The following is a 23,395-nucleotide window of genomic DNA, read 5'->3' as shown; positions in this document are numbered from 1 at the left end:
GAGCGTACTCATTTTTAGGGTTAATTCCGACATTCATTAGGGTCTTAATTGACATAATAGGAGTAAAACGAAATGACGATTAAACGAAGTATTATCGAAACGCCCGGCGATCAATTTTTCCTCCCAGAACTTCCGCTTTACGTCAACCGAGTTCACGAATCATTTGAAATGCTGCAGCATACGCATGATTTTATTGAAATTAGCTATGTAGCTGAGGGCAGTGGTGCACATTACATCGACAATATCTCATTACCCGTATCCAAAGGAGATCTCTTTTTCATTCCGGTTGGCGTCTCCCATGTGTTTCGCCCATCATCTACTGCTCAGAAAAAAAACCTTGTGGTTTACAATTGCATTTTTACACAGGAATGGTTGAATCAGTTATTTTACTCGCAATGGCATGGAAGTAACGATGACTTCAACGTCCTATTTATGCAGGCAACCGAACACTCTACTTGGCTCTCTTTTAAAGAGCGCAATGGGGAATTCCAGCCTCTTTTTGAACGTTTGCACTTCGAATATAACGCCCATCGAAGCGGTTTTATGACGATTTTACAAACTTGTGTGGAACAGCTTCTTGTTTACATGTATCGCTCCAAAATGGATTTCACATCGGAATCGTCCAAAGCGAGCCTACAGGACTTAGATAGTCTCCTCGCCCATATTCGCGGGCATTGCAGCAGCCCAATATCGCTCACGGAAGCTGCCGCCAGATTGACCATCAGCGAGCGTCAGCTTCATCGCCAGCTTAAAAAGCATACGGGAATGTCCTTCATGGAGTACGTACAGCACGCACGAATTGAAGCCTGTTGTCAGCAATTACGAGCGAACGATCACAAGATCAGTGATGTCGCCGAAAGTGTCGGCTATCAGGATATGAAATTTTTTAATTATCTATTTAAAAAGCTGACCGGTGTCACCCCCAGCCAGTTCCGACAGCAGAATAGTTAAACAAAAAATGCCCCTCCATCACGAAGATGTGAGAGGCATTTCATTTTAAAGGCCTAACATAAATTGCAAGGTTTTATCGCTGAAGCCAGGTAAACCTTCATGACCATAATCCGGGTACAACTCAAACTGCTTTTTCGACTTGATTTTGTTATAAGCAGCAAACTGCGTGGAAGGCGGGCATACGGTGTCGCTAAGACCAACGGCCATCAGTACTTCACCTTGGATGCGATTTGCCAGATTCTGAATGTCAATATAGCCAAGCTTCGTGAATATTTCATCTTCGCGTTTGTGCTGTGGATCGTGACGGCGGAAGAAGTCCTTCAGTTCCTGATAGGCATCCTTCGCCAAATCCATTTCCCAAACACGCTTGTAATCGCTTAGGAATGGATAAACTGGCGCTAACCGCTTAATGCGAGGCTCCAGTGCAGCACAAGCGATCGTCAAAGCGCCCCCTTGAGAGCCACCCAATGCGCCTACACGCTCGGGATCAACCTCTGGCATGCTCATCGCAATGCCGGCGAGTTGAGCCGTATCTAAGAAAATATCCCTGTACAGCAATTGATCAGGGTGATCATCTAAGCCGCGAACGATATGTCCGCGAAGCGTCGTCCCCTTTACACCACCCGCATCTTCCGATAAACCGCCTTGACCACGGCAATCCAAGGAAAAGAACGAGTAGCCTAGAGCGGCATACGGTAATTTATTTGACCAATCGCCAGAGCTACCGGAGTAACCATGGAATTCAACGATAGCAGGATGCGGCTTATCTGCGTGTTTAGGACGAACATATTTGGCATAAATACGCGCCCCTTTGACACCTGTAAAATAGAGATCAAAACATTCGGCGTAAGGCACTTGAAATTCACTCGGACGAAGTTCGATTTGGGGATCGACAGCCTTCATTTCAGCAATTGCCCGCTCCCAATAAGAATCGAAATCTTCAGGGCGGGGATTACGTCCTTCATAAGTAAGTAGCTTGTCTAATGGAAAATCAAATAATGGCATGTCAAATCCTCTTTTCTTTTATTTTCAAGCGACCGTATAGGTAGTGAAATCAACAGCTTCGCCATTCACAAGTCTGATGATCTTCCTGTCACTATATAAGCCACTGCTTAAAGCCATCATTTCATCTTTCAAAGTCGTATAGGTGATTTGCAAATCGCCCTGGCTGGACAAGGTATAAACGGGTTGTTTCTGCTTCATCACATTCGCAAATTGCTGTATATCCTTGATTTGAAGGGTCTCAGCTGTTTTCTGGTCGATGCATTCGACAACTACGGAATTCGTTTTTCCTTTGCTTGTGACAATGGATCGATCTTCGCGCAATTCTCTTAGAAAGGACTGCTGTACATAAATAGCCATGTAAACATGACCACATAATCCAAAAAGTCCATTCGATTCCTCAATCCAATCTCCTACAGGCAGACATCCCATAATGAATTCAGGCTGACCATCTGGAATTTGATAGGAGGAGATCAATGCATTTTGATGAAAAAGCACTTCGGAATACTCACTTTGATGACGTAAATCTCCTTCTGCATAGCCTTGACCTGGGTGAAAAAAATACAAATGATTTACACCTTGGACCGTATCTAACGGAAGTCCTACATCCCAGCGATGTTGCTCATTATCAAACTCCTGTACGCGTTCCCACATACCGCCTATTGCAAAGTTTTCTGTGATATATACATAACTGTGCAGCACATCGTAATCGTTAATAGCTAAAGCTGCTTGTTTGGGAACTCTGCGAGTAACTTCTACCGGAGCCGCACGATGTAAGGCCGTACGCTTGACTTCTGACGAAGCTTCATAGGCAATAAAACCTGCATACTCGGTTCGAGGCATGTAATCAGCCAATGTGAAATCGCCAAACTGGACATAATCGTGCAGCACATTGGTGTCCTTCGGCATATCATGCGGCCATATCCGCGAATGCGGGCCCACCCATGCCCCTCCCAGATAATACGTCGAGCGAACCTCCCAGAGGTATTCCAATAAACGAGCTAATTCGGCTTTGATTTCTGCATCCTTCATAAGCTCCCAAGCGCACGTAAACGCCTGCATCCAGTGCCAGAACCAAGGTAACCCTCCATACTCCGACATGCCTAACGAAGTAACCCGATTCAGCGTACTGCGCAAGCTTTGGCAGCCATCCTCAAGCAATGCCTTATCCTCATAAAGCTGTCCGAAAATAAGCTTAGCTGCTGTGTATTTCGCTTCATGATGGTTGTAATGCTCAGATGGTTTACGATAAAAGTTGCTTCTATAAATATGCAGCAGCGCTAAAGCAAATAAGTTTCGCAATGATTCACTCAAATTGTCTGAATAGCGTTGATAGAAATAAACCATCAGACTTCCCATTAATTCAACAGGAAGTGTATTTTTCGGTGCTTCTTGTGGAGTAGGTCTTAGATGTAAGGGCCAATGACCATAGGTTACACTCTCTTCATTCTGGTCCTGGAGTTCCAGTACATGAAGCAGGATGCCCTCAGCCTTGAGCTTAGCCTGTACACGATCCCCGTTAAATGGGATAGCTTCCTCCTGAGAAGCGGCAAATAAATAAGAAGCATAGTAAAAATTATCTCGGATATCGTGATGATATAATAATCCGCTGCTCTGAAGAGGCTGTTTGAATGCCGCTGCGGCAATTTTGCTCAAGACTTCATATTGGCGTTGTTGCAAATTTGTCAATTTTGTACACTCCTTATCAAAAACTTAAAAAATGCAGTTTTTCACACTAATTAAGCGCTATCTTTCTAAATTGAAACGGTTAACCTCAGTTTATATGTAAATAATTGGAGCGTCAATGCAAAGTGAGGATTCGTTTTCCATATTTTAAATGTTGCATCCTCTTGCAATTTCTTATAAAATGATCTACCGTTGGTCAAAATATAAAATCACCAATATTTGCATGGAATAGGAGGTATTCATCCTGATTCATATCGAAAATTTACAAAAAGTATATGAGGATATACCGGGACGTGTACCGGCCATCCAGCAGATCCATTTACATATCGATCGCGGAGAAATATTCGGCATTATCGGACACTCCGGTGCAGGAAAGAGTACTTTACTGCGATGTGTAAATCTACTGGAGCGACCATCCTCTGGCAGCATTCACATTGATGGTGAAGAAATGACAAAGTTGGATTCTCGCCAGCTGCAAACGAAACGCCGCAAAATCGGGATGATTTTCCAACATTTCAATCTCCTCTCTTCCTCTACCGTTGCTGAAAATATTGCCTTTCCTCTGAAATTGGCTGGGATGGGGCAAGGGGCGATTCAAGCGAGAATCAAGGAGCTGCTCGATTTAGTCGGTCTCCAGGAACACGCGTATAAGTACCCAAGCCAGCTCTCAGGCGGGCAGAAGCAGCGTGTCGGTATTGCAAGAGCTTTGGCCAATCATCCGGATATTCTACTCTGCGACGAAGCGACCTCAGCGCTTGATCCTCAAACAACGAATGCGATTCTTGCGCTGCTGCTAGATATCAATCGAAAGTTGGGCATTACAATCCTGCTCATCACACATGAAATGCAGGTCATTCGTGAGATTTGTGACCGTGTTGCTGTTATGGAGAAAGGCTTGATTGTAGAAACCGGGAAAGTGCTTGACGTATTCCTGAAGCCTCAGCATGCGGTAACGAAGGAATTCGTCGGACAAGTTTCGGATTTCGCACAAAGTTCAGACCAGGATCCGATGGTGAAGCTGGGGGAAAAGCACGGAACGGTGATCCGAATTACCTACATCGGTGCCAAAACCTATGAACCGATCTTGTTCGAAACCGTCAAGTCGACGAATGTGTCCTTTGCTATCCTTCAGGGTACTATTTCTTCTATGAAAAGTGTCCCTTACGGTCAATTGGTTGTGGAATTAACAGGCGGACACCAAGAAGAAATCGATTCTGTGATTGCCAAACTTGTGCAAGAAGGAATCGACGTGGAGGTTCTCAACCAATGAATATGACCTGGGATATTAACTGGTCCGAAATTACGAAAGCAACTGGTGATACACTCGTAATGCTGGGTTGGTCGCTCTTATTCACTGTCATTATCGGCATGGCACTGGGCATCATTTTATTTCTTACTTCCAAAGGGCAGCTGCTGCAAAATCTGCCGCTTTACGGAGTGCTCTCGCTGATCGTGAACATCCTGCGCTCCGTGCCTTTCGTGATTCTGATGATCTCGGTTTTTCCGATCACGAAGGCCATCGTGCATACAACCATCGGCGTACAAGGCGCGATCCCGCCTCTTGTTATCGCAGCCGCGCCGTTTCTCGCGCGGCTTGTTGAAACCGCGCTGCGCGAGATCGACAGCGGCGTTATTGAAGCCGCGCAGTCAATGGGCGCTACGCCGTGGCAAATCGTCTGGCGCGTCCTGATGCCGGAAGCGCGCCCAGGTCTGATTTCAGCCGTCACCGTAACAGCTGTTGCCCTGCTCTCCTACTCCGCGATGTCAGGTGTAGTTGGCGGCGGCGGCCTTGGGGATCTCTCGCTTCGCTACGGCTACATGCGGTTCCGTACAGATATCATGATCGTGACCGTTGTCATTCTCGTTCTATTCGTTCAGCTCTTACAAATGCTAGGAGACCGTTTGGTCGCCAAATTTAACCGCAAATAAAACACATTATCTTGGAGGTAATCTCATCATGAAGAAACTTACGCTATCTTTAATGGCTCTATTCGTTGTGCTTGCTCTTGCAGCATGCGGACAGAAAACTGCTGAAACGCCTGCAAGTTCGGCACCTGCTGCCTCTGCTACTCCGGCTGCTGCAAAAGAAGTTACACTTAAAATCGGTGCATCTTCCGTCCCTCATGCCGAAATTTTGAATAGTTTGAAAGATAAATTGAAAACACAAGGCGTTAAGCTTGAAGTTATTGAGTTTAACGATTATGTTCAACCGAACGTACAAGTGTTTGAAAAACAATTGGACGCTAACTTTTTCCAACATCAGCCTTACCTGGATCAATATAACCTAGATAAAAAACAAAACCTCGTTAAAGTAGTTGGCGTTCACATCGAACCGTTCGGCGCTTACTCCCAAAAAGTGAAATCCGCTGCAGAATTAAAAGATGGCTCTTCGATCGCTATTCCTAACGATCCTTCTAACGCCGGCCGTGCGCTTGCGTTGATGGAGAAAAACGGCTTGATTAAACTGAAAGACGGCGTTGGCATCAAAGGTACGGTTCAAGATATCGTGGAAAACAAAAAGAAACTTCAAATCAAAGAATTAGACCCTGCTATGCTGCCACGTACGATCGGTGAGTTTGATTTGGCTCTGATCAATACGAACTACGCACTTCAAGCGAATCTAAATCCGACGAAAGACGCTTTGTTCATCGAGGACAAAAATTCACCTTACGTGAACATCATCGTTTCCCGTCCGGACAATAAGGATTCCGAAGCGATGCAAAAGCTTGCTAAAGAACTGAACTCCGCTGATACAAAAAAGTTCATCGAAGATAAGTACAAAGGTGCTATCGTGCCTGCGTTCTAAGCAAACTTTCGATCCAAACAAAAAGCTGTTCCTTTAGGTCGTTTCAAGACCTTGAGGGACAGCTTTTTTCACAGTTAAGACCCGTAAACCTTCCACGATTCAATCCCTGATGAGAATGTCGATTTCGCTGTGATATTCAATCTGATTTTGGTCGTCGATACCGGAGTAAAGGTCGTCGTATTATACTGATTTGCCGTGACACCTAATCCAGATGGACTTCCCACATTGACCCACGCGGTACCATTCCAGTATTGCAGCGTATAGGATGCAGGAAGGTCGATGCCTTGGTCGTCATCAAACCAATAAATATCTGATCCGGAAATCGTCTTAGCGGTTGTAAAATCTAATTGAACCCACTGCGTAGTTCCCGGATTATCCCAGTTTCCATACACAGCATGCCCTCTGTCATTGGAACTTGTAGGCGTATACCCATCGTTTAAGCCAGCCAGACTCTCCCAAGAAGATACAAACGAGGTCATAGCTGTCCCTTGAGGAGCTATGTCAACGGGGCCGGCAGCAGTTCCAAGCTGCAATTTCACATCATAAGTGGCAGCTGTTCCAACACTAAGATTAATGCTTGTTTTCGCGCTATTCACAGCAGTTGCCGTTCCTACATTTACATTATTGACTAAGATGTCGTAGGAGCCTGCCGCAAGACCGCTAAATGTCACTTTCGTCGTATGAGCTGTACCAGGCGTCAGATTCTTCAACGTAAAGTTGATATTGTTTTTCGCAAGCGCCACAGTGGCTGAGGTATACTGATCCTTTTCCAGCTCCATGGATAGCTTCTGCGTGATTAGATTCAAGCGTTTGAACAAACCATCTTTCGGGGTGATGACATAGCTAGAACCGCTTTGAGTAACATCAGCCCCATAGCCGAACAGTCCGAAAATGGGATCGACAGCGATGTCGCTGCTTAGAATTTTGAGTGCGCCGAACAAACCTAGATCGGCTTCACCGCTCATCCCTCTCCAGCCATTAAACAAAGGTCCACCATCCAGACCGAGGGCTCCATAATTGCCTTTCTCCGCTTGGTAGGTCCAGGAAACGGCACCGATATTGGCAGCATCTGAGGAGATTTGTCCGGAATTAATCGCGCCGACATTGGCAATTTTAGCTGCATAAGACAATCGCTGTTCAACTTCAGGTGTTGTGGAATGGTTTCGAATCCAATCATCCATGGCATACCCAGCAAGGGATACGGTATATTGGAAATTCCACCAATTCTCGCCTGTAATCGTCACTGGGTCCGCATAGTAATACCAGATCGGCATTTGACCGCGGGCTGCCCGAGTTTTGTTATTAATTTTACTCATCATCGTGGTATTGTTATTCATTTTGGCCAAGGTGTACACGGCTTCTTCCCCCGTATTATCATAGGAGTATTCAGATCCGTACGGGTAGGTCGTGTTTTTGAAATTGTTATATTTCGTTGCCATTTTCGCAATCATATCATTGGCCTGAGTGCTATAGCCCTCATCCTGTAAGGCTTTGATGATATCAGGTGTCGTTAATTCACCCATCAATCCGGTATTCCAGTTATAAGCCACAGGGCCATCATATAAGGTTTTGAAAATGTTATATGCTCTTAGCAAATAGGTGTTTTTAGGCTGCGTGTATGTGATGAGATTCGGGTAAAGCTTCGCGATTTTGTACATGCTGAAATACGTGTTATAAATGTGCGGATAAGCATAGCCGCGGTAGGTAGGCGTATCGTTCGGCTCTGGCATCAGGAAATCATGAACGAGATAATCGCTATGGTTATTTATCATGAGTCGATTCCAGATCGCCGTCTCTAAATATTGATCTACTGCGGTAACCTCAGAAGCTATTGGCGTCAGTGCGTTTTTCTCAGCAAGGAATTGCCCGTGTGTATAGCCCCAATCGTCGCCCCAGCCCCAATACCCGGCAAAGGAACCCCGCTTGGCTTTATTTTGCATCATCCAATCATCGAACACCTTGTCATAAATTTGACCGGGTGCATTCCACTGCGTTTTATTCACCATAAACGTTGCATGTCTTTGTAACGCTGCATCGATAGGTTCAATGGCATAAAATTGCAGTACCGTTTTCTCACCAGTCCCGTAGTTAACGGTAATGTTGTTTGGCCCGAGATGATTTAAATTGAGCTCATAGATCTTATGATCGGTGCCTGTCGTATTCAGATACGTAATCGTTGTTTCAGACGGATACTGCGCTGTAACAGATGTGATCGTTTTGGAAGTATGCAGATCGATCTTCGCCTTCATATTCGTTGCGAACATCATACCTGGTACGGCGGTAACATCGACCATACCTTCCGTATATAATTTATCTTTCATCGCACTTTCATTCGCCACTTTAAAGAATTTAAACGCATACGTTTTGCTTTGATTCGCAGCGAGAATCAGACTCGTATTCGGTAAATATCCACGACTGGTGCTTTTAATCACGTTGGAATGAATATAGAAAACATTTAAGCCCTCTACCCAACCGCCTTGATCCATGGCCCACATGCTGCCCGGATGCTCTTCAATTCTCCAACGATCTTGGTACTCGAAACCGGCTCCTGTTGTTGCGTCCGGCACCATCAGTAAGAATGGACCAATTCCACTTGGACGAGCAGCCGTTATGTAGGAGCTATTATTACCTACATAGGAATGAGTGACTACCCTCGTTTCATAGATCGGATCATTCCCTGCTGTCCAGAATTCATTGAAAGGAAGCGGAAGTCCGACATCCCCGAACTCAATGGACTGTGTACTTGTATTCATAATATTGATGGACCACTGCAAATAATCACTGATTAAAGAGTAGGTCACAACCACTTTAAAATTCTTAATTCCTTCGGCATTCGCTGAATTCTGATACGTGACCGTCACGGTATTGCCGCTCTGTGTAATCGTTCTCCCATCTGCAGATTTATTCGTGTAGGCCTTGGTCCAAGCCCCACTGCCCAACTTGTACGTGAACATCAATTCGCCTAGCCATTCATGATCGGCCGTGTTCTGATTGGGCGCGTTTGTCGCATTCATAACATAGTCCGTGGAGAAAGTGTCTCCTGTTAACTTAAGCGACGTAATCTCACCATTCGTCCCTGTTTGCACATTGAACGTACTGTTCGATAAGGTATTCGCGAACGCCATACCAGGGGAAAAGAACAAACAAACAATGGCAGTCAGAAACATGCTGACGAGTAGAGCAAGAATACTTCTGTTGTATTGAAAGCTTGGCATTCTCATGAATTGCACCTCCATCAAATAGAATTCGTAAAACTATTTTTGAAGCGGTTGACTTTTCATCACCCCCTTTCAACCATTTACATCGAGAGTTAAGCCTCCTTCATCTAGTGAAAGCGCATACAATCAAGGTGATAGAGAATAGACAGAACGCCCCTTACGTTGTCTGTCACTCTATTTGGCTATTCTTGGATTATCCTTTAATACCTGTTGTTGCTATTCCCTCAATGAAATACCTCTGTCCAAACAAGAAAACAATTACAGCTGGTATGACCATGATTGCTGTTCCCGCCATAAGCAGGTTCATCGGTGTATTGTTGGCTCCACGAAGTGTGGATAATCCAAGTGACACCGTATATTTATTGGCATCATTCAGATACACAAGCTGACCCAGAAAGTCATTCCATACGCCTACGAATGTGAATAAGAGAACAACGACAATCGCAGGTTTAATGAGAGGAAGAATAATTTTGCGGTAAATGGTAAAATACCCGGCACCATCGATAACAGCTGATTCGTCAAGCTCTTTGGGAATCGTCATTAGAAATTGTCGCAGTAAGAAGATGTTAAAAGCGCCGCCGCCGAAAAAAGCAGGAATGATTAACGGCCAATAGGTATTCGTTAACTGCAATTTGGACCAACCAATGTATGTGGGGACTAAAGTGACAATGCTAGGAAGTAAAATCGTCATGATGATGAGAGAGAACCAGAGGTTTTTAAGCGGAAATTCAAGTCGCGCAAATCCATATGCCGTTAAGCTCGCCGTCAGACCCACACCAACTAACACCGGTATGATGACCACGAACGTATTCAGAAAATATTTCCCGAAATTAACACGTTCCATGACTTCGGTGTAATTATCGATACGGAATGCATTTGGAAACCAGATCGGTGGAAACTCCAAAATCTCTTGCAGGTTGAGTAAGGATGAACGAACAATCCAATACATGGGGAAAAATACGATAAGAGAAAGCAGGAAAAGTACGGCATACGTAACGATTTTGCCTCTGAAACGGTAAGTCATTATTTGTTCCCTCCTTCGTAATGTACCCATCCAGCTGAAGAACGGAATAACAAGTACGTGAAGAATGCAACAATGATGAATAGTACCCAAGCAAGTGCGCAGGCGTAGCCCATATTTTGACGTTGGAACGCTTCTCGATAAATGTAAAAGGCGTAAAATAAAGTTGAGTTACCCGGTCCTCCTTGAGTCATGGCATATGCTTGTGTAAAAGCCGTAATCGAATTCACAAATCCGAGAATGACGTTATAGAAAATGATTGGCGACATGAGTGGAATGGTTACGGAACGTAATTTGTGCCACCAGCCTCCACCATCGATTTCCACAGCTTCGAGTAAATGCGCAGGCACATCTTGCAGGCCTGCAAGAAAAATCACAATGACGTTGCCGGATCCCCATACTGCAATGATAATCATCGAAAGAACAGACGTGTCTGGGCTGTTGACCCACATCAGCTTATCAATCCCAATAAAACTTAAGAGATGATTAATAATGCCGAAATCGGGATTATAGAGCCATAACCAAATGATACTGCTCGCGAGCACCGGAATGATTGATGGTAAGTAGAAAATAGCACGAAAAGCGGCTCGGCCTCTTATTTTCTGATTGAGAAACAACGCGACTACAAAGCAAAACAAGATCGAGGCTGCAACGGAGCCGATGGCATAATAGGCCGTAGCTTTGAGAGAGTCGAAGAAAAAGAGGTCCTGCGTGAATATTTGGCGGTAGTTCTCGAAGCCAACCCATTGTTTCGGTTTCAGAATGGTCCAATCCGTAAAGCTTAAATATAAGCTATAGAGCAACGGACCGAGCGTAAAGATGAATAGTCCCAGAATAGCTGGCAGGATGCACAAGTATCCGACAATCACCTGCTGCCGTTTGAGGCTTCTGTAACTGGACTGCTGACCTGTGGACATGAACCTGTACCTCCTATGTGTGGCAAAACTTACATCGTAGCACGCCAGGAACAAGTACTTTGAATACACCTTATTCCTGGGTGCTGTTTGCCTACCTGTTAACTCATTTGATAAAGTCTTTAATTGGCCTTTCCACTTTCAAAAATCGGCTTAATTTTCGGCATCATTTCTGATATGGCATCCTTAGCTGATTTAGTTCCTAACCAGACCTGATCCAATCCAGGATTCAATACATCGCCAATCCGGCTGTAAGTAGGAAGGAAAAACCAAGGCGTAGGATAGGTTGCTTTTAAAGCGTAATCAATGACAGCCGTTTTATACTCTGGCGGATGAACGGGTGATTGCGTCCATCTCTTGATTTTCTCAGGATCCGTGTACCAACTCATTTCCGTCGGCATCCATACTCCACTATCAATGTTAGCTAAGTTTTTCTCAATATCCATAAGCCATTTATACAGCTCAATGGTTTCTTTCGGATGCTTCGTGCTCTTATACACGACCATTGGCGTTCCTGTATTGGTTGTTGCAGGCTTTTTGAAGATTGGAAGCACGCCAATACCATTTTTTAGTCCATTTTTTAGCTGCGGATTAATATTGACCAGTTCCCATTGTCCGGAAGTAACCATCGCCACTTTTTTGGAAAGCAGCAATTGACCAACATCGCCTGGCAATCCAGATGACTGGGCAGCCGTCGGCGAGACATGTTCAATATTCGAGAGATCCGCAATTTTCTGAATCGCTTCAATGGTTTCCGGTTTATCGAGCAAAAGCTGCTTACCGTCCTGACTCACTTCCCCACCGCCATTGGAAATCGCGAAAGGTGTCCAAAAGAAGTCTTGACCATGAGACACGTTGATTCCGTATTGCACAATGTTTTTGGCATCAAAGCCTGCTTCGCCAGGGTGTTTACCGCCCTTATCTTTCGTTAGTTTTTTAGCGACATCCAGCATTTGATCCCAAGTCCAAGCTTTTTCAGTCTCGGCAGGCGGATAAGGAAGCTTCGCCTCGTCGAACATAGCTTTGTTATAGTGAAGAAGGATGATTTCGTTAGCAACACTGTATCCTAGCAATTTACCGTCAGGGGTGACGAATTTGTTGCTTTCCAGCTTCGGTGTTACCGAGCCATCTTTGTAGTACGGTGATAAATCCATCAGGATGTCTGATTCTGCATATTTGAGCGCTTGTGCTTCCAGCATCGTACTGATATCGGGTAGCGTTTTAGATGCGGCCATGGCGCTAAGCTTTGCACCAAATTCAGCGAGTGCTACGTTCTGATAGTCAACCTTGATGTTTGGATGCGCTTTCTCAAAGGCGTCCAAACTAACTCGTGTTGATTTCGCTTCTTCATTGTTCGCCCAATCCGTGAATCGAATCGTCACTTTCTCTCCGCCGTCCGGCGTTTTCGTTGCTGCCGGAGCTGTCGAACTTGCCGGAGTGTTCGCTGTCGGTGAAGCGATATCGGTGGATGTTGGGGTACTCGTTGAACTACAACCGACCATTAAACCTAACGCTAACGTTGTAACCGTGCTCACTTTTAATCCTTTTCTCAAAGACTTCAAATTAACCCCTCCAAATGATCGTTTATCATTTTCGCTTTTACCTATATATACCATAAACCTTTGTAGGTTAAAGCCATTTTTACTTTTCTTTGACCCAAACCGACATTTCACCCTGTCCGCGATTCGCCCATGCATAATATGGAATGAAGGTTGCGTTTATCGTCTCCCATTCATGAGAAGCGTTCGCGATATACAAATGTTCGCCCCACTTTTGTTCCCAATCGTCAGAACGGATTCGTTTAGCCGGGACGGAGATCGTTTGTATACCGCCCAATAGCTCATGGTCGAAATGCTTCCGATGCTCATCCTGGGGTTCCAATACAATCTGGTGCAAGCCTGCTCCATTATCGGTTTCCTCTAAACAATAAACCAGCGGACCACATTGTATGGCGACCTTACCTATCGTTTCACGAACATGTGGATGGCCTTTCATTCGGCTAACCTGCATGGGTAAGATCAACTCCACGCTATCATTGGATTGCCATTCTCTGGTGATATAGACATATCCGTCTCGGACCTGTTCATCCAGTTGGACAGGGATTCCTTGTACGGTCAGCTTAGGCTCTGTGCACCATTTTGGAATTCGCAGTGCTAACGTAAACGTTGTTTTTTCAGCTACATGGATGATGAATCGCACATTCCCGTTCCATGGAAACTCGGAATGCTGATCAATGCTTACTTGTTGTCCCTCGATATCCAGCGTAACCTGGCTGCCTATATATAAGTTGGTGTAAATGGTGTTCCCTTGCGATGTATAAATATATTGTCCTAAAGAAGCAAGCAGCCGAGCGATGTTAGGCGGACAACAAGCACACCCGAACCACCCTTGTCTAAGAGGCTTCACGTGGCTCAAATGATGGTTTTTGAGTATCGCATCCGGCCAGACTTCAAGTGGATTCACATAAAAGAATCGTCTACCATCCTGAGACATTCCACTGATGACGGTATTATATAGCGCCTGCTCCATGATATCTCCGTAATCACTTTTGGCTTCCATTTGCAGCATTCGCTGTGCGAAAAAGATTAATCCAATGGACGCACAGGTTTCGGCATAGGCTGTGTCATTTGGCAAATCATAGTCCAGCGTGAAGGATTCCCCATGTGCCATGGAACCGATGGCTCCTGTAATATACATCCTTTTGCTTACAATATTCGTCCACAGCCTTCGACAGGCTTCAAGCAGTTCCTGATCTCCTGTCTCGGCTGCGACGTCGGCCATTCCTGAACACATGTACACAACGCGAACGGCGTGCCCTTCAGCTGTTTGCTGCAGCCTTACTGGCAAATGGGCTTGATTATAGGTACGGTCATTTACCATATCCAAATCAGGAAAATGAACCTGACCATTCCGACGATGAAGCTCCTGTTCAAAGAAGCTGGGTTCCTTCCCCCGCTCATCCAGAAAATACAGACTTAATCGAAGGTAGCTGTCATTGTTCGTCGTTTGATACAGTTTTACAAGCGCTAGCTCGATTTCTTGATGACCATCATAACCATGAATTTGATCTTCACCGGGTCCGAATACTTCATCAATACAATCGGCTAATCGACAAGCCACATCTAAAATCATTCGCTTTCCTGTCGCATTATAATAAGCAACTGCCGCTTCGATCAAATGACCTGCACAATATAACTCATGACATTCGGCCAAATTCGTCCATCTGCCATTTGGTTCCTTCAGTGTAAAATAAGTATTCAGATACCCATCCTTATGCTGAGCTTTTGCTATAATCGTGATAACCTCGTCAGCCAATTTCTCCAATTCCGGATCGTGACCAGTTTCCAGCAAATAGCTTACTGCTTCCAACCACTTCGCTACATCACTGTCTTGAAATACCATTCCGTAAAACTCACCTTGCTCCAAACCAGCGGAAATTTTAAAATTTTTCATCGCATGGCTAGGTTCTGCTCCTTCAATTCGATCGTTTAACGCTTCCCACTGATAAGGAACGACAACATTCCGAACCAATCGAATATAAGCAGACCAAAAGTTATCTGTGATGCGTATATTCTTCAATGGGAATGGTCTGGAGATTGATAAATTCGCCATGTAGGGGTCCCCTTTATTTTATAAATATGATCTTTTTCGTAAGCGCTTTAATTAATATACTACATGGTGTACCATGGTATTTATATAGCATTTTCCAACCACATTTTTAAAAATATCAACCTTTTGATTGGAGTAAAAAACGATGATGAACTCACCAATTTTACACTTTATCTCCCCTCCCATCCCTTATTTTATTGATTGTGGGCGTTTTCAATATCGGGAAGGAGAACAGCATGTTAGCAGAAGTCAGATCGGTGCTTTTGACCTGATGGTCGTGACAAAAGGAACCTTGCACGTAGGTGAAGGAACATCGGAGTGGGCGATTCAGAAAGGCGAAGCCCTCATATTAAGACCGGATGCGAGTCATTATGGGACCATTCCATGTGCGAGTGAGACGGAGATTATTTGGATTCATTTTCAAACATTTGGCGCGTGGGATGAGTGCAGCAGTATGAGCGATTGCTTGGATAACCAAGCCACGTTAATTGCTAATCATAAGCAAATGGCTTATTTGAATCACAGTGAGGTGTGCTCCGTGTTTATCCCGAAATATATGAAGTTGTCCCAAAAGGCACTGGATATTTTGGAGCAATTTTTCCAATTGGATGAGGAGCCGAGGTCGCTGCGTAATTGGAAACGGCAAAGTGTATTCCAACAATTCATGCAATTAGTCGATCGCGACCTCGCGGCGTCCTCCGATGTAACGGCGTTCCATCTCGCCGAAAAAGTGGAGCTGTTCATCCGCCAAAACTATACGCAAAAAGTGACAAATTCGCTTTTACAACAGGCATTGAATTACCACCCTAACTACTTGGCCAAATGTATGCTTAAAGTGTATGGGGTTACGCCGATGGATTACTTGTTTCAATACCGAATTGAGCAAGCAAAAAAGCTTCTCATCCAAACCAGATGGTCGATGACTCGAATCGCTGAAGAGGTTGGCTTTCAGCATGGCTCGTACTTCTCGTTCTGTTTCTCCAACAAGGAAGGTATTTCTCCCTTGAACTTCCGTCGGAAGTTTATTAATCATGTATAGCGAAACCCTCGGTCCTCTCAGACCGGCTGGGACAGCCATTCTACTTTATATTAGCGAACCTTCCCAAGCGACTTTTTGGCTGGTCCTTCTATCACTTCACCCTCGTAGGAATAGCGGGACCCGTGGCAGGGGCAGTCCCACGTTCTTTCGGCTTCGTTCCAGTCCACCTCACAGCCCATATGGGTGCAGGTTGTATCCACCAAGTGCAGGGCCCCCTCATGATCCCGGTAGGCGCCTGCTCTTTTTCCGTTAACCTTGACAACAGCCCCTTCATCTTTTTGTAAATCATCCACATCTTTATGAACCATTTCCAATTTGCCGGCGATTAGATGCTTAGCCACATTGGCATTTTGCATAATAAATGTCTTTACACTTGGATCAGCTTTGAATCTTGACGGGGAGAAAAGCTCCTGATAGGGACTTGGTTCTCCCAAAATCAGTTTCGAGTTTAACAAGGCTGCCACAACACTCGAAGTCATTCCCCATTTACGAAAACCGGTTGCAACGAAAATATTAGGTTCATCCTTAAGCTCCTGACCAATGTAGGGCATATTATCGAGTGTATACAAATCCTGTGCAGACCATCGATAGGCAATATCCTTCAATCCGAAAGTTCCTTCGCCAAACGATTTCAACGCATCATAATATTGGAATGTACAAAGGGCCTGCCCCGTTTTATGACCTTCTCCGCCGATCAGAAGCATCGACTCTCCGTTTATTTGCACAGACCTAAGAGAACGTTTTGGGCTTTCAGCACTTAAAAACATCCCATTGGGGATGTCTTTGCTTATTTTTCCTACTACAGCATAGGAACGTTCTGCATGCAGCTTGGTAAAATAGAAACCATTTCGATCATTAAACGGAAAATGGGAGGCGGATACGACGTAATCTGTCGTAATTCGATGACCATCCTTCGTTTTTACAACCGCAGGCTTTCCCTTTTCAACCCCACTAACCGTAGTTTGCTCATAAATTTGACCACCCTTACGAATGAATTGCTCCACTAAAAAGGTTAAAAACGGGACAGGATTAAACTGCGCTTGATTCTCCATCACAATAGCCGCCTTGGTCGAAAACGGAAGCGGTGCTTGATCCACATATCTGCTAGTAATCCCCAATTCCTGGTAGACCCTATATTCGGAGGCTATTTTCTCTACATACTCGTCTGAAGTAGTATAGATATAGGCATCTTCGTCTGATAATTGGCATTGAATGTGATTGGTCTTAACCGTTTGTTTAATAAATTGCAGAGCCTCAAGGTTAGCATCATAGTAAAGCTTCGTCTTCTCTCGACCAAAATGCGCGAGATATTCTTGATAAATGAGATCATGCTGCGCGGTTATTTTCGCTGTTGTATGCCCTGTCGTTCCGTTCATGATTTGTCCTGCATCTACGATAACCACTTTAAACCCTTGATTGGCAAGCAGATAGGCCGTTGTAATGCCTGTAATACCTGCTCCTACTATGGTCGCATCGACCTTTAAATCTGAATGAAGCTTAGAAAATGAAGGAAGTTCGGTCGAGGCTAACCAATACGATTCCGGAAATTGTGGAAATGTTTCAAAAGATGATTCTGTCATCATTTATGTCCTCCTATTTGTACCTTTTTAAGATAAATTATCCAACTTCATCCAAAATTACACCTACTTTTCGCAGACAAGCCGAAAATTAACTTCTCAGCAAACCATCCTGCGCGTCCACGCACAAATTAAATAAGGGATAAGCTTGCTTACCCCAAACCCTACAAATTCTTATGTCAAAAAAAGACTTCCGCCAAAGTTGCGGAAGCCCCATCCCTAAATATCGTTTATTGCAAAAGCGAGTAAATATCGGTATACGTGTAGCCATGTGCGTCAGCAACGGCTTGGTAAGTAACATGACCTGCGGCCACGTTGATGCCCTTTGCAATGGCTTTGTTGTCCAAAGCTGCACGCGCATAGCCTTTGCTTGCAATTTGCAAGCCGTAAGGTGTCGTCACATTCGTCAGAGCCAGCGTAGACGTACGTGCAACAGCTCCTGGCATGTTTGCCACCGCGTAATGAATGACCCCATGCTTCACATAAGTCGGTTGATCATGCGTGGTAATGCGGTCGATCGTCTCGATGGACCCGCCTTGGTCAATTGCTACGTCAACGATAACGCTGCCCGCGCTCATCATTTTGACCATATCTTCCGTCACGAGACGCGGTGCTCGAGCTCCTGGAATAAGGACAGCCCCAATGACCAAATCAGCCCGAAGAACGACTTCGGTGATGTTGTAAGGATTGGACATAATTGTCTTCACGCGTCCTTGGAACTGATCGTCCAATTGACGCAGGCGATCCGGATTCAAATCTACGATGCTGACATCGGCACCAAGCCCGATGGCCATTTTCGCCGCATTCGCACCCACTATTCCCCCACCGATGACAGCCACCTTGCCCGGCTCAACTCCTGGTACACCGCCTAACAGAATGCCTTTGCCGCCATGCGCTTTCTCCAGAAAGTGAGCACCGATTTGAACAGACATGCGACCAGCCACTTCACTCATTGGCGTCAGCAGCGGAAGGCTGCCATTGTCCAATTGTATGGTCTCATACGCGATTGCTGTCACTTTATTGTGAGCTAAGGCATGCGTCAATTCGGCCTCAGGTGCAAGGTGTAAATACGTGTATAAAATCAAACCCTCGTGAAAATAGCTATACTCTTCAGGAAGCGGTTCTTTCACTTTAACGACCATATCTGCCAACCATACTTCAGCTGCTGAGGTAACAATAGTCGCACCTGCCCCTGTATAATCATCATCCGTGAATCCAATGCTTTGACCTGCTAAGGTTTCGACGATAATGTCATGCCCTGCTTTTTTGTAAGAAAGGACGGAACTAGGCGTCATACCAACGCGAAATTCATTATTTTTTATTTCCTTAGGAACCCCAATAATCATTCTGCATCAGCCTCTCTTGTCGATCCCATAAAAAATGGATCAATCTCATCTTGTCTCCAAGTATAAGACCGATCCATGGACGTTCCATTAGACAAATTGTAAAAAATGTTTACAAATTCTTTTCACATTTTCATATCCGGATTCAAAAGCTGGTAAGCCCGTATCCCCACCTGCAGCGCCAAGCGCTTTTCCGGCAGCATGTAGTCGGCTCCAAGCAGCTCTTCTATTTTTTCCAAGCGGTAATAAAGTGATTGTCTGACGATAAAAAGCTGCTGGGCAGCGATTTGCTTGGAGCCATCCGTGTCGAGGTACACCTTAAGTGTTCGCAGAAGCTCACTGCCTTTCATTTGATCATGATCGATGATCGGTCCCAAATATGTGCGTACGAAGGATTGTAAAATCTGTTTATCTGGCATGTGAAATAACAATTGGAACACGCCAAGCTCATCAAAAAACAGCACCTTCCCATGCAGTGTTGGAGAGAGCGAAATCGCTTGAAGCGCCTCCTGGTAGCTTAAGTGAGCTTGCATAAAGCTTCGATTGCTTTGTCCAACGCCAATAGTTAACTTGATCTCATCCTCGACCTTCAGGTATTGAATGGATTGGAAAACCTGCTGAAGGCGTTCTTTAGACGATCGTTTTTTCATCGCTTTATCGAAGGCTACAACGACGAGTCTATTATTTTTCAACGTAATTAATGGATGAAAGGAGTGCTGCTCAAAAACAGATCTTACAGCAAGTGAAAGATGAATACCCGAAGACTCCACACCTTCCTCCTCCGTGCTATACCCTTCCGCTTGTTCATGCACAAATTCGATCAAGATGACGTGATAGGGTAGTTCGTTAAGCCTCTTAAATTCAGTTCCAATCAATACTTTTATTTGCTCTTCGTCACGTATCCTCAGATGCAGCAGATCATCTACCCAAAGCGTTTGTGAATACAATTTACGCTCCTCGATATAGCGTTTGCGCAGCAAATCCTGTGCGATAGACAATGAGGCTGAGTCCAGAATTAAGTACTCATATTCCTGCGGTTTTCGGCTGAACACCAGGATGATATGCGCCCATGTTTTACCCATAGCCCCAACGGGTTGTACGATAACGGTTTGACCCTCATCTTCCATCACGGAAGGGGCCGCTATATTTCCGTTGTTCGGGCTTTCGACGAGTCGACTTTCTAGAAAATCCAGCCACTGTCCAGACTCCCGGCTTCCCAAATGCGGGATAAACTTCGGCTGTCCATTCAGAGGTACATAAATAACTTGGGCTTTGGTACTGCTTTGCAGCAGCCCCAGTACATGGGAGACACCTTGTGAAGAAAGCGTCATTCGATGGAATTCACGCGATATTTTCTCCAAATCCTGAAGTGCTTTATGGTGTTGATTGATAATATGCGCATGAATATCCTGCGTAATGTCAATGAACCGCACAGCTTGCGGAAAAATAATGAGCGGGAAATTATAGGATTCCGCCGCATGTATCCATTCCTGTGGAACTGAACTCAAGTAGTGTCCCATTTCAATACAGAGGCATGTCACGTTTTTATTGATCAACTGCTCCAGATATGTCATAAACAATTCCGTATCACTCTTGAAGGCAGCCCCTGTCGTAAGGATCATTTCTCCACCTTGCAGCAGTTGTTCAAACTGTATCACTTCAATGATATGCACCCAGCGGACTAGACGCTGTAATCCCTGTTTACCTGCCGCAATATAGGCTTGCTCGAAAGTGGGTCGTCCCAGCACTTCCTGTAACGTTAACTGATAATCTTGATTCAAAAGAGTCACTCCACTTTCTTTCCACTCATATCTAAAAGTTATCCACAACCGTCCTATCGGGCTGCTTGTGGATAAATATTAACCAACTGCTTAGTGACATCCGATCAAGCAAGTTTCCCTTTTAAGTTTACACGAAAAAAGCGCCTGTTTCATTAAGAAACAGTACGCTTTTTATTAAGCAATCTATTATAACGCTTTATCAATGGCAACGGTTTGCCCTGACCATACCTTCTGAGACGTCCAAGGGGTATCTGCCCCCTGCCAAAATGGATCATCAGCTGGTAATCCTAATGGAAGGAAAACAGCTGAACATAAGTACAGGCTGCCTGTGGAGATATACGTTTCGCCAAGCTCGGGCTGATGTCCGCATAGTCCAATCTTCAGCCAGCCGGCCTCGTCGAAAGTGCCTGGGACTTCAATCAGCCTGCGTATTACCGCACTTAGTGCGCACCTTACTTGTGCTGGCGCAACACCATCCGGTAATTCACGTCGCAGTGTAATATGCGCTAGTGATTGAAAGGCGCCAAAGCGATAGGCAAGTGACCGACCCGTTACAGGAAACGTTCCCTCAGGTGAAATTGATCGCTCCTGAAGAGCCGCGTAACGCTGTGCTCTAATCAAAATATTCTCGCGCATTCCCGCCCAATCTTCATAATGCCCATGAGCATGCTCAATGATATCAACCAACATGGGTTGAATCACGAAGCTGTTGTAATAATCAGCATGATAGTGAGGACCATCGCCGTACATCCCATCCCCAAGGTACCACTGCTCATGCTGCTTAAGGGCAAAGTCCACGCGCATGGTATCCCAATCCTCGCCCATTACACCTAAAGCCGTTTCGGTCATAGCTGCAAATAAGAGCCAGTTGTTGAAACCCGGTTTGCGTGTTCTTGTTGCCTTCAGGGCTTTCACCAGATTGCCCTGAATACGGCTGTCCAAACGATGCCAAAGTGTGTTAGGGGCTCTTAGGATCGCATTAGCCAGAAATGCCGTATCTACAATCGGCTGCATGCCATGGGAAAAGTTCAAAAAATCAGGCGACTCCGGATCTGTCGCCGCATCCAGACCAGCCCGGACCAGCTCGCCGTAGTGAACGCGAAGCTTCTCTTCCTCTGCATCCTGAGCTGGTCTTTCTAGCCACGGTGCCATGCCTACCAGTGTCCGCGCGAATGCTTCAAGATGCGAGAACTGGAGCTGCGCTTCTTTTTTATTCTCTACTGGCATTGTTGCGCGCAGCTTTCTGGATGCCAATGCCTTTATCACAGGATCAGCGATACGAAGCATCGTAGCCAACCAATATGCTCGGTCATTGCCGGCTGCAGCGCGATTATTCATACCAGTAGCCTTTGATTCCTTTTTCCAATCTAACCAAGGCCTCTAAATAGTAGTAATCGCCCCAAATCACGAAATCATCAGGTGCCGCTCCGCCGCGAACGCTATAAGAACCGCGCTCGATGAAGCCTTGTGCATCCGGCTTGCTTGCGTAAGATTTCACTAAGCCAGCCATGGAGCGCTGTATCGCATTTTCCAAATAACCACGATCTGCATCATTAGCCGATAAATGCTCCAATAGTTCCAAAGCCCCCGCTGAAGCAATGGCTGAAGCTGAGCTGTCCCGCTTCGTTTCTGCGTTCACAGGCGCATTAAAATCCCAGTAAACAACATCATCCTGAGGCAAGCGGTCAAAGAAATAACGTGCCAAACGTTTAGCTGTTTCTAGGTAAAGCGGGTTCTTGGTGTAGTGGTAAGAAAGCGCGAACCCATAAATTCCCCAAGCTTGGCCACGAGTCCACGTTGAACCATCGCTATAACCCTGCGCAGTCCCGCCATGAAGAGGTTCACCATTCTCTTGATCAAAGTAGAACGTATGAAAAGAAGAATCATCGCCACGAACCAAATAGCGGCGGCTCAAATCCGCATGAATTACGGCAACATCCTTGTATTTAGCATCGCCAGTTTGCTCGTAAGCCCAGTACAGCAAGGGCAAATTCATCAAACAATCAATGATGATGCGGCCCCCATTTTCTTTATCCCCTTCAGGACCCCAAGCTTGAATATATTGACCCTTCGGTCTCCAGCGCTTCATCAGCACATCGGCTGCTTGCAGCGTAAGTTGTTTCGCAGCTTCATCTTTCTCAATAATCCATTGCGCTTTGGAAGATAAAGAATATAAGAACCCAATATCGTGGTGGTCTAGTGCTACATTGTTTTCCAGTCTTTGCTTAAAGTTTGCAACCGTCTTCTGAGCGGCTTGCTGGAACGCTTTGTCACCGCTATATTCGTAGCCTAACCACAAAATACCTGACCAAAAGCCGTCCGTCCAATCCGTATTCGGATTCAAATGATACACATCATTCTCGCTTACGTGAGGAAACAAATCCCCAAAACGTTCGATATTCACTTTCGTTTTTTGCAAAGCATCTTCAATGGCTTGTTTCCACATGA

Annotated in this window: 17 protein-coding genes; 5 read left to right on the top strand and 12 right to left on the bottom strand. The window is 45.2% G+C overall.

Annotated elements, in window-relative coordinates; translation table 11 throughout:
* The first annotated feature begins 72 nt into the window (after positions 1 to 72).
* Positions 73 to 951, top strand: coding sequence for a helix-turn-helix domain-containing protein (locus tag QFZ77_RS17750; RefSeq protein WP_307441482.1), 879 nt, complete (start codon positions 73 to 75; stop codon positions 949 to 951).
* Between the two features lie 45 nt (positions 952 to 996).
* On the opposite strand, the gene QFZ77_RS17745 is transcribed toward QFZ77_RS17750, so the two are convergent.
* A complete protein-coding gene (locus QFZ77_RS17745) occupies positions 997 to 1,956 on the bottom strand; it encodes an alpha/beta fold hydrolase (protein WP_307441480.1) in 960 nt (319 codons plus the stop codon).
* 24 nt (positions 1,957 to 1,980) lie between these two features.
* Entirely contained in the window at positions 1,981 to 3,642 is a 1,662-nt protein-coding gene (locus QFZ77_RS17740) for a hypothetical protein (protein ID WP_307441478.1), read from the bottom strand.
* Between the two features lie 241 nt (positions 3,643 to 3,883).
* On the opposite strand from QFZ77_RS17740, the gene QFZ77_RS17735 reads away from it, so the two are divergent.
* The 3 genes from QFZ77_RS17735 to QFZ77_RS17725 are packed head-to-tail and all read left to right on the top strand — an operon-like array spanning position 3,884 to position 6,445.
* The gene (locus QFZ77_RS17735; protein WP_307449607.1) at positions 3,884 to 4,909 is read left to right on the top strand and encodes a methionine ABC transporter ATP-binding protein; all 1,026 of its coding nucleotides are present in this window, start codon (positions 3,884 to 3,886) and stop codon (positions 4,907 to 4,909) included.
* Positions 4,906 to 5,568 carry a methionine ABC transporter permease gene (locus tag QFZ77_RS17730; RefSeq protein WP_373462617.1) on the top strand — a complete coding sequence of 221 codons (663 nt, stop codon included), beginning with the start codon at positions 4,906 to 4,908 and terminating at the stop codon, positions 5,566 to 5,568. The genes QFZ77_RS17735 and QFZ77_RS17730 overlap by 4 nt, the downstream gene beginning before the upstream one ends.
* A gap of 28 nt (positions 5,569 to 5,596) precedes the next feature.
* Entirely contained in the window at positions 5,597 to 6,445 is an 849-nt protein-coding gene (locus QFZ77_RS17725) for a MetQ/NlpA family ABC transporter substrate-binding protein (RefSeq protein ID WP_307441474.1), read from the top strand.
* A 74-nt stretch (positions 6,446 to 6,519) separates the two neighbouring features.
* On the opposite strand, the gene QFZ77_RS17715 is transcribed toward QFZ77_RS17725, so the two are convergent.
* From QFZ77_RS17715 to QFZ77_RS17695, 5 genes are all read right to left on the bottom strand, one after another.
* Positions 6,520 to 9,612, bottom strand: coding sequence for a DUF5695 domain-containing protein (locus QFZ77_RS17715; protein ID WP_373462748.1), 3,093 nt, complete (start codon positions 9,610 to 9,612; stop codon positions 6,520 to 6,522).
* Between the two features lie 244 nt (positions 9,613 to 9,856).
* Positions 9,857 to 10,687: a carbohydrate ABC transporter permease gene (locus tag QFZ77_RS17710; protein ID WP_307441472.1), complete on the bottom strand. Its 831-nt coding sequence runs from the start codon at positions 10,685 to 10,687 to the stop codon at positions 9,857 to 9,859.
* Positions 10,687 to 11,601, bottom strand: coding sequence for a carbohydrate ABC transporter permease (locus tag QFZ77_RS17705; RefSeq protein WP_307441470.1), 915 nt, complete (start codon positions 11,599 to 11,601; stop codon positions 10,687 to 10,689). Before QFZ77_RS17705 ends, QFZ77_RS17710 begins: the two co-directional genes overlap by 1 nt.
* Before the next feature lie 119 nt (positions 11,602 to 11,720).
* Positions 11,721 to 13,160, bottom strand: coding sequence for an ABC transporter substrate-binding protein (locus QFZ77_RS17700; RefSeq protein WP_307441468.1), 1,440 nt, complete (start codon positions 13,158 to 13,160; stop codon positions 11,721 to 11,723).
* Positions 13,161 to 13,239: 79 nt separating this feature from the next.
* Positions 13,240 to 15,210 (bottom strand): glycoside hydrolase family 127 protein, encoded by a 1,971-nt coding sequence (locus QFZ77_RS17695; protein WP_307441466.1) that lies wholly within the window; start codon positions 15,208 to 15,210, stop codon positions 13,240 to 13,242.
* 142 nt (positions 15,211 to 15,352) lie between these two features.
* Here QFZ77_RS17695 and QFZ77_RS17690 point away from each other — a divergent pair, with 142 nt between their 5' ends.
* Positions 15,353 to 16,246 carry an AraC family transcriptional regulator gene (locus QFZ77_RS17690; protein ID WP_307441465.1) on the top strand — a complete coding sequence of 298 codons (894 nt, stop codon included), beginning with the start codon at positions 15,353 to 15,355 and terminating at the stop codon, positions 16,244 to 16,246.
* Positions 16,247 to 16,296: 50 nt separating this feature from the next.
* On the opposite strand, the gene QFZ77_RS17685 is transcribed toward QFZ77_RS17690, so the two are convergent.
* From QFZ77_RS17685 to QFZ77_RS17665, 5 genes are all read right to left on the bottom strand, one after another.
* Entirely contained in the window at positions 16,297 to 17,829 is a 1,533-nt protein-coding gene (locus tag QFZ77_RS17685) for an FAD-dependent oxidoreductase (protein ID WP_373462616.1), read from the bottom strand.
* A gap of 224 nt (positions 17,830 to 18,053) precedes the next feature.
* Positions 18,054 to 19,169 carry an alanine dehydrogenase gene (ald, locus tag QFZ77_RS17680; RefSeq protein WP_307441463.1) on the bottom strand — a complete coding sequence of 372 codons (1,116 nt, stop codon included), beginning with the start codon at positions 19,167 to 19,169 and terminating at the stop codon, positions 18,054 to 18,056.
* A gap of 122 nt (positions 19,170 to 19,291) precedes the next feature.
* Complete coding sequence (locus QFZ77_RS17675) at positions 19,292 to 20,947, bottom strand: PucR family transcriptional regulator (protein ID WP_307441461.1); 1,656 nt, start codon at positions 20,945 to 20,947, stop codon at positions 19,292 to 19,294.
* 186 nt (positions 20,948 to 21,133) lie between these two features.
* Entirely contained in the window at positions 21,134 to 22,285 is a 1,152-nt protein-coding gene (locus QFZ77_RS17670) for a DUF2264 domain-containing protein (protein ID WP_307441459.1), read from the bottom strand.
* Positions 22,278 to 23,393 (bottom strand): glycoside hydrolase family 88 protein, encoded by a 1,116-nt coding sequence (locus QFZ77_RS17665; RefSeq protein WP_307441457.1) that lies wholly within the window; start codon positions 23,391 to 23,393, stop codon positions 22,278 to 22,280. Before QFZ77_RS17665 ends, QFZ77_RS17670 begins: the two co-directional genes overlap by 8 nt.
* Positions 23,394 to 23,395: the final 2 nt, after the last annotated feature.

This window comes from Paenibacillus sp. V4I3 (assembly GCF_030817215.1).
Classification (GTDB): Bacteria; Bacillota; Bacilli; order Paenibacillales; family NBRC-103111; genus Paenibacillus_E.
The sequence above is the reverse complement of the archived record's forward strand: the minus strand, read 5'-3'. Positions and strand labels throughout refer to the sequence as shown.